This is a genomic window from Variovorax paradoxus, assembly GCF_030815855.1.
GTDB classification, from domain to species: Bacteria; Pseudomonadota; Gammaproteobacteria; order Burkholderiales; family Burkholderiaceae_C; genus Variovorax; species Variovorax paradoxus_M.
This window is the reverse complement of record NZ_JAUSXG010000001.1, coordinates 1,007,228-1,021,236: the sequence shown is the minus strand read 5'-3', so window position 1 is coordinate 1,021,236 and position 14,009 is coordinate 1,007,228. Positions and strand designations below refer to the sequence as shown.

Annotated in this window: 15 protein-coding genes; 9 read left to right on the top strand and 6 right to left on the bottom strand. The window is 66.1% G+C overall.

All coding sequences use genetic code 11. The features are described 5' to 3' along the window. Window positions 1-4: 4 nt before the first annotated feature. The 6 genes from QFZ42_RS04750 (at window position 5) to QFZ42_RS04725 (ending at window position 6,144) form a co-directional block, all read left to right on the top strand. A complete protein-coding gene (locus QFZ42_RS04750) occupies window positions 5-1,684 on the top strand; it encodes an ABC transporter permease (RefSeq protein WP_307699850.1) in 1,680 nt (559 codons plus the stop codon). After that, complete coding sequence (locus QFZ42_RS04745) at window positions 1,681-2,364, top strand: ABC transporter ATP-binding protein (RefSeq protein WP_307699849.1); 684 nt, start codon at window positions 1,681-1,683, stop codon at window positions 2,362-2,364. Before QFZ42_RS04750 ends, QFZ42_RS04745 begins: the two co-directional genes overlap by 4 nt. A gap of 96 nt (window positions 2,365-2,460) precedes the next feature. Further along, entirely contained in the window at window positions 2,461-3,138 is a 678-nt protein-coding gene (locus tag QFZ42_RS04740) for a glutathione S-transferase family protein (protein WP_307699848.1), read from the top strand. Window positions 3,139-3,185: 47 nt separating this feature from the next. Then, window positions 3,186-3,626, top strand: coding sequence for a lactoylglutathione lyase (gloA, locus tag QFZ42_RS04735; RefSeq protein WP_307699847.1), 441 nt, complete (start codon window positions 3,186-3,188; stop codon window positions 3,624-3,626). 209 nt (window positions 3,627-3,835) lie between these two features. Further along, complete coding sequence (locus QFZ42_RS04730) at window positions 3,836-5,086, top strand: hypothetical protein (RefSeq protein ID WP_307699846.1); 1,251 nt, start codon at window positions 3,836-3,838, stop codon at window positions 5,084-5,086. Beyond that, complete coding sequence (locus QFZ42_RS04725; RefSeq protein WP_307699845.1) at window positions 5,083-6,144, top strand: acyltransferase family protein; 1,062 nt, start codon at window positions 5,083-5,085, stop codon at window positions 6,142-6,144. The genes QFZ42_RS04730 and QFZ42_RS04725 overlap by 4 nt, the downstream gene beginning before the upstream one ends. Window positions 6,145-6,169: 25 nt before the next feature. Here QFZ42_RS04725 and QFZ42_RS04720 read toward each other — a convergent pair whose 3' ends face one another. The 4 genes from QFZ42_RS04720 to QFZ42_RS04705 all read right to left on the bottom strand — a co-directional run bounded on the left by QFZ42_RS04720 (window position 6,170) and on the right by QFZ42_RS04705 (window position 10,075). Continuing rightward, the gene (locus QFZ42_RS04720) at window positions 6,170-6,898 is read right to left on the bottom strand and encodes a haloacid dehalogenase type II (protein WP_307699844.1); all 729 of its coding nucleotides are present in this window, start codon (window positions 6,896-6,898) and stop codon (window positions 6,170-6,172) included. 2 nt (window positions 6,899-6,900) lie between these two features. After that, a complete protein-coding gene (gene eda, locus QFZ42_RS04715) occupies window positions 6,901-7,545 on the bottom strand; it encodes a bifunctional 4-hydroxy-2-oxoglutarate aldolase/2-dehydro-3-deoxy-phosphogluconate aldolase (RefSeq protein WP_307699843.1) in 645 nt (214 codons plus the stop codon). Continuing rightward, window positions 7,536-9,362 (bottom strand): phosphogluconate dehydratase, encoded by a 1,827-nt coding sequence (gene edd, locus QFZ42_RS04710; protein WP_307699842.1) that lies wholly within the window; start codon window positions 9,360-9,362, stop codon window positions 7,536-7,538. The genes eda and edd overlap by 10 nt, the downstream gene beginning before the upstream one ends. A 161-nt stretch (window positions 9,363-9,523) precedes the next feature. After that, on the bottom strand, window positions 9,524-10,075 hold the full coding sequence (locus QFZ42_RS04705) for an OmpA family protein (RefSeq protein WP_307699841.1): 552 nt from the start codon (window positions 10,073-10,075) through the stop codon (window positions 9,524-9,526). Window positions 10,076-10,120: 45 nt separating this feature from the next. On the opposite strand from QFZ42_RS04705, the gene QFZ42_RS04700 reads away from it, so the two are divergent. Both QFZ42_RS04700 and QFZ42_RS04695 read left to right on the top strand, forming a co-directional pair. Continuing rightward, window positions 10,121-10,948 carry a gamma-glutamylcyclotransferase gene (locus QFZ42_RS04700; RefSeq protein WP_307699840.1) on the top strand — a complete coding sequence of 276 codons (828 nt, stop codon included), beginning with the start codon at window positions 10,121-10,123 and terminating at the stop codon, window positions 10,946-10,948. Continuing rightward, window positions 10,945-11,487 carry a superoxide dismutase family protein gene (locus QFZ42_RS04695; RefSeq protein WP_307699839.1) on the top strand — a complete coding sequence of 181 codons (543 nt, stop codon included), beginning with the start codon at window positions 10,945-10,947 and terminating at the stop codon, window positions 11,485-11,487. Before QFZ42_RS04700 ends, QFZ42_RS04695 begins: the two co-directional genes overlap by 4 nt. 7 nt (window positions 11,488-11,494) lie before the next feature. On the opposite strand, the gene QFZ42_RS04690 is transcribed toward QFZ42_RS04695, so the two are convergent. After that, window positions 11,495-12,067 carry a nucleotidyltransferase family protein gene (locus QFZ42_RS04690; RefSeq protein ID WP_307699838.1) on the bottom strand — a complete coding sequence of 191 codons (573 nt, stop codon included), beginning with the start codon at window positions 12,065-12,067 and terminating at the stop codon, window positions 11,495-11,497. A 46-nt stretch (window positions 12,068-12,113) separates the two neighbouring features. Between QFZ42_RS04690 and pdxH the strand changes: the two genes are divergently transcribed. Then, complete coding sequence (gene pdxH, locus QFZ42_RS04685) at window positions 12,114-12,788, top strand: pyridoxamine 5'-phosphate oxidase (protein ID WP_307699837.1); 675 nt, start codon at window positions 12,114-12,116, stop codon at window positions 12,786-12,788. 6 nt (window positions 12,789-12,794) lie between these two features. Here the strand turns inward: pdxH and QFZ42_RS04680 are convergent, their stop codons facing one another. Then, window positions 12,795-14,003, bottom strand: a complete 1,209-nt coding sequence (locus QFZ42_RS04680) for an OmpA family protein (protein ID WP_373423379.1) — start codon at window positions 14,001-14,003, stop codon at window positions 12,795-12,797. Window positions 14,004-14,009: the final 6 nt, after the last annotated feature.

The window sequence follows — 14,009 nt, the reverse complement described above, 5'->3', positions numbered from 1 at the left end:
CTGAATGCTGATCGCGCGGCGCCAACTGCAGGGCCTGCACGCTGCAGGCCCGCTCTGGCGTAGCGTGTCGTTCGCCATCGCCGTCGGCGTGCTTGCGCCGGTGCTGACGCTCGCATGGCTCGCGTTCGGCTCCGGTGTCGGGCACTGGGGGCCGCTGTTCGCGCATGTGCTGCCGCAGGCGGCGCTCAACACGGCCGTGCTGCTCGCAGGTGTCGGCGTGCTGGTGCTGGTGATCGGCACCGGCTGCGCCTGGCTGGTCACGGCCTGCGACTTTCCGGGGCGGCGCGTGCTGCACTGGGCGCTGCTGCTGCCGCTCGCGATGCCGACCTACATTGTCGCCTTTGCCTACCTGGATTTGCTGCACCCGATCGGGCCGGTGCAAGGCGCGATCCGCTGGGCGTTGGGCTTCGACAGCCCGCGCCAGTTCCGCCTGCCCGACCTGCGCTCGATGCCCGGTGCGATTTTCGTGCTGGGCTTCGTGCTCTACCCCTATGTCTACATGACCGCGCGCGCCATGTTCATGACGCAGCCGGCCCACTTGCTGGAGGCCGCCCGCACGCTGGGCGAAAGCCGGCGCGGTGCGTTCTTTCGCGTGGCGCTGCCGCTGGCGCGCCCGGCGCTCGCCGTGGGCCTGAGCCTCGCGCTGCTCGAAACGCTCAATGACATCGGCGCCTCCGAATTCCTGGGCGTGAACACGCTCACGGTGGCGGTCTACACCACGTGGATCACGCGTTCCGACCTGGCCGGCGCGGCGCAGATCGCTTGCGCCATGCTCTTCGTGGTGGTAGCCCTGGTCTGGCTCGAACGCAACGGCCGCCAGCACCAGCGCTTCGGCTCGGCCCAGCGCATGCGCCCCATGCAGCCGCGGCGCCTGCACGGCAGCGCGGCCTGGCTCGCCACCGCCGCTGCTGCATTGCCGGTGGTGATCGGGTTCGTGGCGCCTGCCCTTTACCTCGTCTGGGAAAGCGCCAAGCGGCTGCGCCAGGGCGGCGGCGTATCGCAAGGCCTGCTCGCAAGTCTCGGCAACACGCTGGCGCTGGCCGCGGGCGTGACCGTGGTGGCGGTTGCCGCGGGATTGGTGGTCGCATGGGCGGCTCGCAGCCAGGGCTCGCGTCCCAACCGCGCGCGTTGGCAAGCACGCGTGGCCACGCTGGGCTATGCGGTGCCGGGCACGGTGCTCGCCATCGGCTTGCTCACGCCCGCACTGGCGTTCGACGCTGCGCTGGCCAACGTGCTCGGCCTGCGAGGCTTGCCGCTCATGGGCGCGGGCGTCGTGCTGGTAACAGCCTGCGCAATCCGTTTCCTCGCCATGCCGGTGGGCGGCATCGAGGCCGGACTCGCGCGCATTCCGCCCGCCATCGAACAGGCCTCGCGGCTACTGGGCGAGACTACCGGCGGCACATTGCGCCGGGTGCACCTGCCGCTTCTGCAGCCTGCGATTGCCACGGGCGCGCTGCTGGTTTTTGTCGATGCCATGAAAGAGCTGCCCGCCACGCTGCTGCTGCGCCCCGCCAATTTCGACACCCTGGCCACCTGGCTCTACGCCGAGGCCGCTCGCGGCACCTACGAAGAAGGCGCGATCGCCGCGCTCGCCATCGTCGCGGCCGGCCTGCTGCCGGTGGTGCTGCTGGCACGCAATCAATTGGGCACGCCATCGGCCCTCCCCGGTTCGCATCAAACATGAGCTCCCCCCTTTCCCTCGAGTCGATCCAGCTCGCCTACGAAACGCCGCGCGGCCTGCACACCGTGGTCAACGATTTCTCGCTGTCCCTGCCCGCCGGCGAAATCGCCTGCCTGTTCGGCCCGTCGGGCTGCGGCAAGACCACCGTGCTGCGCGCGATTGCGGGCTTCGAGCCCGTGCGCGCCGGCACGATCCGGCTCGGCGACATGCTGCTGTCCTCGGCCCAGGCGCACCTGCCGCCCGAGCAGCGGCGCGTGGGCATGATGTTCCAGGAGTACGCGCTGTTTCCCCATCTGTCGGCGAGCCGGAACGTCGCCTTCGGCCTGCGCCGCTCGAGCCGTGCGCAGCAACAGTCGCGCGTGGCCGAAATGCTGGCGCTCGTCGGTTTGGCCGACGCCGGCGAACGCTTTCCGCACGAACTGTCGGGCGGCCAGCAGCAGCGCATTGCGCTCGCCCGCGCGCTGGCGCCTTCACCCGCGCTGTTGCTGCTCGACGAGCCTTTTTCGAACCTCGACGGCGGCACGCGCGAACGCCTGACCGCGGAGGTGCGCGGCATTCTCAAGCGCGCCGGGCAGACCGCCATTCTGGTCACCCACAACGAGGCCGAAGCCCATGCCATGGCCGACCGTATCGGCGTGATGCATGGTGGCCGCGTCACGCACTGGCTGGACACCGCCAGATAGCACAAGGCGCCCGTTCGGCGAATGGGCTTTTCGGGAAAAGGTTGTTCGGGACCGCAAGAATGCGGCGGTCCTCCAACCTATTTTTCGGAACCTCCCATGGCCAAGCCCCTTACCCTCGTCAGCCATTTGCTGTGCCCCTATGTGCAGCGCGCAGCCATCGCCCTGGCCGAGAAAAACGTGCCCTTCGAGCGCGTGGTGATCGACCTCGCGAACAAGCCGGACTGGTTCATCGCGATCTCGCCGCTGGGCAAGGTGCCGCTGCTGCGCCTCGAGCGGCCCGATGGCGGCGAAGCGGTGCTGTTCGAAAGCAACGTGATCTGCGAATACCTGGAAGAGACCCAGCCCGGGCCGCACCTGCACCCCGAAGACCCGCTCACCCGCGCCGAGCACCGCGCGTGGATGGAATTCGGCTCGGCCATATTGGGTGACCTGTGGGGCTACGAAACCACGCGCGACGCCGAAGTGTTCGAACAGAAGCGCCTGGCACTCGCCGCCAAGTTCGAGCGCCTCGAAGCCGCGCTGGGCGGTGGGCCGTACTTCGCGGGCCCAAACTTCAGCCTGGTCGATGCGGTCTTCGCACCGATCTTTCGCTACTTCGAGGTGTTCGACGAGATCGCCAATTCGCACATCTTCGACGCTTTGCCCAAGGTGAATGCATGGCGCAAGGCGCTGGCGGCGCGGCCCAGCGTGCGCGGCGCCGTCGTGCCGGAGTACCCGCAGCACCTGCGCGAATTTCTCCGGAAGCATGAAGCGCATTTGCTCGCGCTTGCATAAAACGGACAATCGAAATTCTTCTTCCCACCACAACAGGCACCCACGAGATGCGACTTCTCCACACCATGCTGCGCGTCGGCAACCTCCAGCGCTCGATCGACTTCTACACCCAGGTGCTCGGCATGAACCTGCTGCGCACGTCCGAGAACCCCGAGTACAAGTACAGCCTTGCCTTTGTCGGCTACGACAAAGGCAACCCCGAGCAGGCCGAGATCGAGCTCACCTACAACTGGGGCACCGAGAGCTACGAACTCGGTACGGCCTACGGCCACATTGCGCTGGGCGTACCCGATGCGTATGCGGCCTGCGAAAAGATCAAGGCCGCGGGCGGCAACGTCACGCGCGAAGCCGGCCCCGTGAAAGGCGGCAGCACCGTCATCGCGTTCGTGACCGATCCGGATGGCTACAAGGTCGAGTTGATCCAGGAAAAATCGAAGGTCGACGGCAACAAGGCAGAAACCGCCGCAGACGCTTTGCGCGCACCGTAGTCATCAGGCGCTCTACGTGCCGGCTGACCGCCCAGCCGCACCAGGTTGCAAGCAACCGTAAGAAACGCGGTGCATGGAATGCGCGGGTGAATTAACGAGACAAAATAGCCGCCGTCGCAGAGCGACCGGCATATTCTTTGCTGCGGTGCCTTGGCAAGAAGCGTTAGTGCTAAACGCTTCAAACGCCTGAATTTGCAACAAGAAACTTCATGCTTGAACACGGATGCGGGTTCAAAAGCATTGAAGTGCCCCCGTTAATTTTGCCCCGTGTTCCCAATGAGCGCTTTCTTCTAAGCGGAATGAATTTGACCAGTCTAAGCATTCGCGGCAAGGCCATCGACCCGGCGATATCGCTCATCGTATTTTTATTTGCCGCTCTCGTCGTTGGAGCCATCCCGTTTGCCTACCACGACACCGCCGCGCAGATTTTTCCGGACGAAGAAACGCTCCTGAGCTTCTTCGGCGCCGATGCCTGCCAGCTGACCTCCACGACCGTCGAGGAAAGAAACTCCTACGCTTGCAGCGCGTTCCTGTTGGAGTCGGTGGGACTGAGCGCAAGTACCGCGCCCTTCGCCGGCGCCCTGCTGAGCGTATCACTGACCTTGATACCGATATTCCAGTTCGCCCGCATACCCTTGGGTGTCTTTCTCGCATCGCTCGCATGGGGAGTGATCAGGGCCATTTTCCTGTCGGTTCTTTCCAAGGACATGCTGTCCGCGGCCGTGGTGCTCGTCTCGGTCATGGCCGCGCGACAATCATGGTTCGGGATGACGTGGCTTTTGTCCGCAACGATCTATGGCTGGGTGGTGAGAAAGTACTGGCTGCTGGTCAGTGCCGTATGGTTCGGGCTGAGGCTCATAAGAAAGCAACTCACTGTCTTCAGGCTGCTCGTCATCATCGTTCTGGTCTACGTTGCGCTTGCGCTGACGTTCCAGATTGCATTGGGCGTCACGCTCGACTTTGCGCGGCTGGCGGTCAATGAAAACAGAGAAGTAGGTGCCGAAGGATCGCGCACGGTGATCGAGGCGGTCATCGCTTCGGACAATGCAATCCTGCAAGCGCTCAATGCAACGATCACGTTCTTCCGGCTGGCATTTCCGCTCGAGCTTCTGCGCTTTGGATCGGTCAGCCAACTGGCATTCATTTCCATCATGCCTTTCACGTTCGTTTGGATGGTGAAAGTCATCGTCAAGAGCGCCAAATCGGACAACAAGAAGATCATCCAGGCCGGCAAGATCGCTCTTGCGCCCCTGTCTTTTCTCATCATCGAGGGGGTTTTTGAACCCGACTTCGGTTCATTTGCGCGTCACTTCGCCATCGTCAGTCCGCTCGTTTTTTCCGCGATGGCTTTGATGCAGAAAGCCGAGCTGGTTCAGGAAAAGCTGCTGCGGCGCAGCCATCCCGCCGCCCCCATCGCGCCAGCCTTCGTTGGTGCCATTCAGCAGGACCGCATCTCGTGAAGTCCCAATCCATTGCGGTCGATCAGCCCCAGTACGTCGAATCGATCCAGGCGGGACGAGGCATTGCCGCGCTGCTGGTGGTCATTCACCACATCGCGCAAAAATCGCACGCCTTGTCCGGCGGTGCGATTCCGCTGTTCGATTTCGGGATTGTCGGCGTCGACATCTTCTTCATGATCAGCGGCTTCATCATCTACTTCGTCACCGCCGGCAAGACGATGACGCACATGGAGTTCATGGAAAAACGCGTCGTGAGAGTGTTCCCGCTTTACTGGGGGCTCTCGCTGCTGGCGCTGCTTGTTCTCATCTTCAAGCCGAATTTGATCAACAGCAACGCGCAGCAGGCAACGGATATTGCGGCATCGTTTTTCTTGTGGCCCACGACCGCGCCCTACCTGGTGAACAACGGCTGGACGCTGACCTACGAAATCATCTTCTACGGACTCTGGGCCCTTGTCGCGTTGCCAACCGCCAGCCGAAAAACGGCCTACCTTGCCTGCCTGGTATTGGCCGCAGCGTCGTTTGCAGGACTGCTTTTCAGCGTCGACCCCAAGGTCATCAATTTTTCGCTGTTCGTGGAATTTGCCTTCGGGGTGGCCATCGGCATCGCATTCAAGAAGGGCTTGTTTCAGCAGAACATTCCTGCCTCGATCATCCTGACCGGCCTCGGCGCTTTGCTCGCCTACCTGGCCATATCCGAAGGCCTGGGCAGCGGCCAGCTGAGAGGATTTGCGCTGGCAATCCCCTCGGCCATGATGTTCATCGGAATCATCCTGCTCGGGCCGTTCTGGAAAAGAATGCGCACCGTGCTGGCCATCGGGGACAGCTCCTACTCGCTGTATCTTTTTCATCCGTTCATCCTGGTCGGAATCCCGATCACGGTGAAGCTGCTCGGCGTTTCATCGCCGGCTCAGATCCTCGCCATTTCCGCGGCGGTCGGCGTCGCGGCCATTGCGGCCTCGCACATGGTCTACAAGTTCGTGGAGTTTCCGCTCACGCAAATGATGCGCGGAATGATCAAGTCCGCGAAATCCCTCGGCGCTGCTAGAGCAAGGTAGTTGCGGCCGATGAGCAGCGGCGCGATCAGCAGCCCAGCTGATCCGCCAGTTGGTTGATGTCGCGCGCGTGCAGGTTGTTTTCGGGGTTCGGCGAAACATCCTTGGGCTGCGTGCGGCCGTATTCCTGAGGCCGCTCGATGTAGGCGGTCTTCAGGCCGCACACGCGCGCGGCGGCAAGATCGTCGTGGTGCGCCGCCGCCAGCATGACCTGGCCGGGCGTCGCGTCGAACACACCCGCCACGCCAAGGTAGGTGCGCGGATCGGGCTTGTAGGCCTTGAACACTTCCGCCGAGAGCACGCAATCCCACGGCAGGCCGGCACGCTTGGCCATTTCGGTGAGCAGGCCGATGTTGCCGTTGGAGAGTGTGCAGATGGTGAATTTCCTCTTCAGGCGCGTGAGCCCTTCGACCGCGTCGGGCCAGGCGGGCAGCCGGTGCCAGGCGCGGCTCAGGTGGCGCTTGGCGGCGGTATCGAGCTGCTCGGTCAAGCCGAAATCATGCAGCACCTGTTCGAGCATGCTCAGGTGCAGCTCGTCGAGCAGCGTGAAGCCGCCCTCGCCCGCGGCGATGCGCTCCATCACGGACTTCATGGCAGGCTGGTAGCCGGCGCGCCAGGCCAGCGCGAAGGTGGCGCCGTCGACACCCGGCAATGCGAGCTCGGCCTCGGCGGCAATGCCGCTGTGCCAGTCGACCACCGTGCCGAAAACGTCGAACGCGATGACCTTCAGGTCGCTCGCGTCGAAATCCGCGCGCATGCTCAGCGTTGCAGTTGGCTCGCGGCGCGCGCCAGCTGCTCGATCAACGCCCAGTTGCCCTCGCGGATGGCATCGGTCGGCACGATCCACGAGCCGCCCACGCAAGCCACGTTCGAGAGCGCCAGGAACTCGGCCGCGTTGCCCGCATGGATGCCGCCGGTCGGGCAAAAGGTGACGTCGCCGAACGGCCCTTGCCAGGCCTTGAGCATGGGCAGGCCGCCCGCTTGCAGCGCGGGAAAGAACTTGAGCTCGGTGTAGCCGTCTTCTTGCGCCATCATGATCTCGCTGCCGGTGGCCACGCCGGGCAGCAGCGGCAGGCCGAGGTCGCGGCACGCCTTGCCGACCGCGCGCGTATAGCCCGGGCTCACGCCAAACTTGGCGCCGGCCAGCGCCGACGCCTGCGCATCGGCCGCGCTGCGGATGGTGCCCGCACCGGCCACGGCGTCGGGCACGTCTCGGGCAATGGCCTCGATGCATTCGAGCGCCTGCGGCGTGCGCAGCGTGACTTCGAGCATGCGAATGCCGCCGGCCACCAGCGCGCGCGCCAGCGGAACGGCATGTTTCACGTCGTGCAGCACGATGACCGGAATGACCGGTGCATCGCGCATGACGTCGAGTGCGGTGAGCTTTTTGTTGTCTACAGCCATGAACAGGCTCCTTCTTCAGCAGTCAATGCATTGCGGCGCATGCCGGCGAACAGCTCGCGGCCGAGGCCGTGGCCGTCGGCGATGCGTTTCGCGTCGGGCAGATTGGCAATCTCGCGTTCGGCCCATTCGTCGTCGGGCACCAGCACGGCAAGGGTACCCGCCACCGCATCGAGGCGTATGACGTCGCCGTCGCGCACCTTGGCGAGCGGCCCGCCCGCGGCGGCTTCGGGGGAAACGTGGATGGCGGCGGGCACCTTGCCCGATGCACCGCTCATGCGGCCGTCGGTGACCAGCGCCACGCGAAAGCCCTTGCCCTGCAGCACCGACAGCGGCGGCGTGAGCTTGTGCAGCTCGGGCATGCCGTTGGCCTGCGGCCCCTGCCAGCGCACGACGCACACGACGTCGCGCTCCAGTTCGCCGGCGGTAAAGGCCTGGTGCAGCGCGGCCTGCGAATCGAAGACACGCGCCGGCGCTTCGATCACGTGGCGGTCGTCGGGCACCGAAGACACCTTGATCACGCTGCGCCCCAGGTTGCCGTTGAGCAGCTTCAGGCCGCCGGTGGCGCTGAAAGGGCTCTCGACCGGGCGCGCAACAGCTTCGTCCTTCGAAGGCGCGGCGGAACTCCAGACCAGGCGCTTGTCGTCCGCCAGGGACGGGACGTTCGCAAACTCGCGGATGCCGCCGGCGCGCACGGTGAGCACGTCGGCGTGCATCAGGCCCGCATCGAGCAGCTCGCCGATCACGAAGCCCGGGCCGCCCGCGGCCTGGAACGCATTCACGTCGGCGCTGCCGTTGGGATAGACGCGCGTCAGCAGCGGAATCACGTCGGAGAGCCGGGAAAAGTCGTCCCAGTCGATCACGATGCCTGCCGAGCGCGCCACGGCCACCCAGTGGATCAGGTGATTGGTGGAGCCGCCGGTGGCGAGCAGCGCCACCATGGCGTTGACGATACAGCGCTCGTCCACCACTTCGCCGATGGGCGGGCAACTGAATGCCGTCTCGCTCGCGCGCCCGAGCACCGTGCGAACGGCTTCGCGCGTGAGCGTTTCGCGCATGGCGTCGCCGGGCTGGATGAACGCGGTGCCGGGCACGTGCAGGCCCATGGCCTCGAGCAGCATCTGGTTGCTGTTGGCGGTGCCGTAGAAGGTGCAGGTGCCCACGGTGTGGTAGGCCGCCATCTCGGCGTCGAGCAGGCCCTTGCGGCCGACCAGGCCTTGCGCCGCCTGCTCGCGCACCTTGGACTTTTCGCCGTTCGACAGGCCCGAGGGCATCGGCCCGGCGGGCACGAACACCGTGGGCAGGTGGCCGAAATGCAGCGCGCCGATCAACAGGCCCGGCACGATCTTGTCGCACACGCCCAACAGCAGCGCGCCATCGAACATGTCGTGCGTGAGCGCGACCGCGGTGCCCATGGCGATCACGTCGCGGCTGAAGAGACTCAGCTCCATGCCGGGCGTGCCCTGGGTCACGCCGTCGCACATCGCGGGCACGCCGCCGGCGACCTGCGCGGTGGCACCGAGGCTGCGCGCCTCGTTCTTGATGATGTCGGGGTAGCTCTGGTACGGCGCGTGGGCCGAGAGCATGTCGTTGTAGGCGGTGACGATGCCGATGTTGGGCGCGCGCTCGGTCACGACCCTGAACTTGTCGTTGGCCGGGATGCCGGCCACGGCGTGCGCGACGTTGGCGCAGCCCATGCGGTCGGAGCCGCGATCTCGGTTGCGGATTTCGGCGAGGCGCTCGAGGTACGCGCTGCGCGACCCCCGGCTGCGTTCGCGAATGCGATCGGTAACGTCAAGGACGGTGGGATGTGTGCTCATGGGGATGTATTCGGTCGCGCTGCCGGCAACTGGCCCTTGTCACTTTTGCGACCTTCGACTTGGAAGTCAATGGTACCAAGACAGCGGGAACAAGGCCGATTGAAAACGGGCTCCCGGCAATACGCATTTACATCCGCGCGCCGATCCGGAGCGGAAGGCGCTCAATCGATGAGCTTGACCTCGACGCGGCGCGCCTCGGCGTTGTTGCCCGAACCTGCCGTGACGGGGGGCCTTTGCAAGTCGATCTTGCTCGCCGGAACGCCCAGGCCCACCAGCACGTCGCGGATCATCTCGGCACGCTTCTTGGCGAGCTGCTCGTTGATGGCCGCGTCGCCAGTGGTGTCATGAAAGCCCGACACCACCGCCTTGCGCCCGCTCTCCACGCCCTTGATGACCGCGGCCAGCGCCTCGGCCGCACCGGGCGCGAGATCGGCGCTGCCGGTCGCGAAATAGAAGTTCACCACGCCGTCGGCCACGCGAATGCTGGCGCCATCGGGAATCACCACCGTGACGGTCTCGGTGACCTCGGCCACGGTCGTGGTGGCGGCGGGCGCGGCGGGCGCCACTGCAACCGCAACGGCAGGCTTGGCCTTTGCCGCCGCGTTGTGGCCCTTGTGCCAGAACGCGATGCCCAGGACAAAGGAGATCACCAGCGCAATCAATATCACGAGAAATCCGAGGGCGAATTTTTGCTGGCTGTCGTCTTCATTCATGGGTGTGCGTATTCCGTAGGGAAGAGGTCGGTAAATAATGGTGCGGTGAACCATGATCGTGAAATTGTAGGCGCCGGTCCCTCGAGCCCCCTCCCCGATCCCGGACCACCGGGCCTGGACCCGATGCCGCGGCCGTTGCGCGACCCGCAGCCGATGCTCGAACAGGCCATCGCCGACTGGGGTGGCCGCGAGGATCTGTGGCTGTTCGGCTACGGCTCGCTCATCTGGCGCCCCGAGTTCGACTTTGCCGAACGGCGGTTCGCCTGGGTGCATGGCTGGCACCGCGCATTGAAGATGTGGAGCCGCATCAACCGCGGCAGCGTGCAGACGCCGGGCCTCGTTTTCGGCCTGCTGTCGGGCGGCAGCTGCCGAGGCATGGTGTTCCGGGTGCCCGCAGCCCACGGTCTTGAAACCTTGCGCAGGCTCTGGCTGCGCGAAATGCCCACGGGGGTGTACGACCCCAAGTGGCTCAAGTGCACCACGCCCGAAGGCCCGGTGCGCGCGCTGGCCTTCACGCTCTCCAGGCGCAGCCCCAACTTCACGGGCGAGCTCAGCGACGACCGCTACCGCCACATCTTCACCCATGCGGTCGGCCGCTACGGCAGCTCGCTCGACTATGCGCGACAGACCTTGCTGGAGCTGCGCCGGCATTCGATCCACGATGCGGCGCTGGCCCGGCTCGTTGCGCTGGCGCACGAGAGGCAAGAGCAGCAGGAGCGACAGGAGCAGCGAGAGCGACAGGAGCAATCCGGCGCGGCGGCCGATTGCGGCACGCCTCCTGCTCCGGTATACGTTCCGGGGTCGCCGGACAAACAATCTTCTTCTTCCCGTTCTTCTCAACCATCCTCCGGACCGTCCAAGGAAAAACCATGAACCATCGTCTTCTCGCCGCCACCGGCACCGCCCTTCTCGCCAGCGCCCTGCTTTCGGCCTGCGGCGGCATGATGGGCGGCAAGCCGAGCGCGGCCGCCGAACTGATGCCCACCGCGGCGATCTCGCCCAACCCCACGCGCGGCACGGTGACCTTCACCGCGCTGGACCATGGCGTGCGCGTGGCCGGCGAAGTGCGGGGCCTCGCACCGGGCAGCGAGCACGGTTTTCACATCCATGAAAAGGGCGACTGCGGCGACAACGGCAACGCGTCGGGCGGCCACTTCAACCCCGCGGGCGGCACGCACGGCAAATTCGGCGCACCGGGCAGCCACGCCGGCGAACTCCCGAGCCTGGTTGCCGACGCCAGCGGCGTGGCACGCTTTCGCGTCGACATCCACTCGATTTCGCTGACCGAAGGCGCCGCCAACAACGTGGTGGGCCGCGCACTCGTCGTGCACCGCGACCGCGACGATTTCACGACCCAACCGGCCGGCAACTCCGGCCCGCGCACCGCGTGCGCGGTGATTGCACGGAGCTGATCGTCGGTTAAGCCGAACCCGCCGAGCGCTCCCGCCACAGGGCCTCGGCGCGCATGAGGGCCTCGGGCGTGTCGATGTCGGTCACGATGCCGATGTCGTCCACCACCAGGTCGGCGACCGCATCGATAGCGCGCATCGCTTTGAGGATGGAAGATGCGCCGAAGTTGCCCTGTAGCGCCACCAGCTGCGCGCGGCATCCGGCCGCAAAGCCGACTGGATGGCCGCGCTCGCCCTTGTATTGCGGCTGCGCCGCGCACACGCGGCCGGTGAGGGCCCCCGCCACCGCGCGCAGTGTCTCGGGGCGCACCAGCGGCAGGTCGCCCGGCAGGATCAACCAGCCGGCGGCGTCGGGCGTGGCGCGCACCGCGGCGGCAATCGAATCGCCCATGCCCGGATGCCCGGCGTCTTCGAGGCGCCATGGCAGCCCGCTGGCGCGGACGGCGTCCAATGTTCGCTCGAGCAGCGGCTTGCCCGCGAGCGGCGCCTGCAGCTTGGAACCCACGCCGCCCGCCGCGTTGAAACGCTCGCCCCGGCCCGAAGCCAGCACGATCACGCACGGAGAATTCGCCTTTGTCGCCATGGGCCGAGTATGTCCGCGGAATGGCCGAAGTGCCGAGCGGCATTGCATGCGCAACAATGCCGGCATGACGACCTCTTCTCCCTCCAACGAAACCCTGGCCGCGCTGCGCAAGAGTTACGAGCGGGCCGAACTCGGCGAAACCCACAGTGCCGACGACCCGCTGAAGCAGTTCGAGCGCTGGCTCGGCGAAGCCATCGACGCCCAGGTGCCGGAGCCCAACGCGATGACCCTGTGCACCGTGGGCAGCGACCTTCGGCCTTCGAGCCGCATCGTGCTCATCAAGGGGTACGACGCACGCGGGGTCGTCTGGTACACCAACTACGAAAGCCGCAAGGGCCGCGAGCTGTCGGGCAATCCGTATGCGGCACTGCAGTTCCACTGGGTCGAGCTCGAACGCGTGGTGCGCATCGAAGGCCGAGTCGAAAAAACCAGCGCCGAGGAAAGCGATGCCTACTTTGCCAGCCGACCGCTCGACTCGCGCATCGGCGCCTGGGCCAGCCCGCAAAGCGAAGTGATCAGCGGCCGGGACGTGCTCGTGAAAAACGCCGCCGTGGCTGCTGCCAAACACCTGCTCTCGCCTCCGCGTCCCCCGCATTGGGGCGGCTACCGGCTCGTGCCCGATCGCTGGGAATTCTGGCAAGGCCGCAAGAGCCGGCTGCACGACCGGCTGCGCTACCGACTCGAAGGCGATGGCTGGGTGCGCGAACGGCTCGCGCCCTGAGCTTGGTCAAGCCTCGCACGGCGCGACTTTGAACTCCACGCGGCGGTCGAGCGCATCGCTTGCGTCGTCTGCGCCCGTACCCACGATGTTCTCGCGGAACCCCATGCCGGATTCGCGCAGCTTCTTCGACAGCGGCGGCGCCTCGCCCACGAGCCGGGTCTTCACGCTGACTGCGCGCTGCAGCGACAAGCGTTCGTTGACCGCCTCCGGGCCAGTGCGGCTCGTGTGGCCCGTGACCACCACGCACGAATCGATCTGCGCGGCCTGGCGCGCGATCTGCCGCAGCCACATCGGGTAGGCGGCGCTGATCTTCGGATCGGCCAAGAAGTCCGTCGAGCCGGGCTTGAACAGGAACTTCACGCTCAGGTTGTTGGTTTCCAGCCCGAGCCGCGCAAGGGTGCCGAAGGTCTTCTCCGCGTCCGCCGCGCGGCCCAGCTGGGCCTGCGTGAGATACAAGCCGCTGTAGATGCGCAGCTGCTGGCCGTCGGGCCGGCGCGATGCGGCTTCGTAGCGGCCGAGGGCCTCGCTCATGCGGCCCGCCTCGTAGGCCGCGGTGGCTTCCTGCAGCACGGTCGACGTAGGCAGGCGTTCCAGGTACAGCGCATCGGCGGCCTGCCCGGGCTGCGTCTCGGCGGTGCGGATGTAACCTTCCACGCCGCGGTCCTTGCCGTTCACGGGGCTGTCGCGAAAGAAGGCCGTGGGCCGCGTGTCGAGCGTCGCATCGCTGATGCGCGCCACCGACTGCGCGATGACCACGCCGCTCTTGATTTCGGTCAGCGCCAGGTTCAGGCGGTAGCGTCCCTCCGCCGCGTCCTTGTCGCGCACCAGCGTGCCGTTCAGCACGTACTGCGCGCGTTCGATCTCGGCGCTGTTGAACGGCGTGACGGTGAACTGCTTGAACTGCGACTGCATGCGCTGGACGACGCGCTGCTCGGCCACCCGCGTCACCTCGGTCTGCTGGCCGCTGGAGCTTTCGAGCAGCGGGTCGATCACGATGCGGCTCTGTTTGATGGTCGACTCCACCTTGGCCAGGAAGGCCGGCAGCTTCTGCGTCTGCACGATCAGATCGTCGACAGCCTGGTTGACGGCCTGGTCGAAAGGCATGGCGTTGCCCGGCGCCGGCCGATGCGCGCAAGCGGCGGAAAGCACCGCGGCGCACAGCGCGAGCACGCGCAGCGCATTCCGGATGGGGCGGGTGGTGTTCGTCGTCGACATCATCAT